Source organism: Salinimicrobium oceani (assembly GCF_012037645.1).
In genome coordinates this window covers 1-301 of record NZ_JAAVJR010001497.1, presented here as the reverse complement: position 1 = coordinate 301, position 301 = coordinate 1, and the positions used below count along the sequence as shown (strand labels likewise).

At 37.9% G+C, this 301-nt stretch carries 1 protein-coding gene; it reads right to left on the bottom strand.

The window, feature by feature from the left end:
• The coding region (locus HC175_RS22810) for a hemolysin III family protein (protein ID WP_209310226.1) at positions 1-264 on the bottom strand (264 nt) is incomplete at its 3' end.
• Between the last annotated feature and the right edge of the window lie 37 nt (positions 265-301).

Here is a 301-nt window from a genome sequence, read left to right as displayed (position 1 = left end):
CGCTATATGATCAAAGACCTTAAAGATAAAGCGCTTGCGTAGATCCCGGGTGCTGTGGTAAAGTGTGGAAGCGGAATATAACAGGATGAGGGAAGTTCCAAAAATAACATAGCTGATCAATAATTTACTGCTGTCAAATTTTAAAGCTTTTAAAATGAGCAAAAATAATCCCACTACACTTAAAGCCAATCCCACTGCATGGGTAATAATATTCAGCTTCTCCTCCCCTGGAGGGTAAAATTTGATCTTTAAAGGTTTTTTCATCTGATTGATTCCCTACAAAAGTACCGGGATAAAGCAA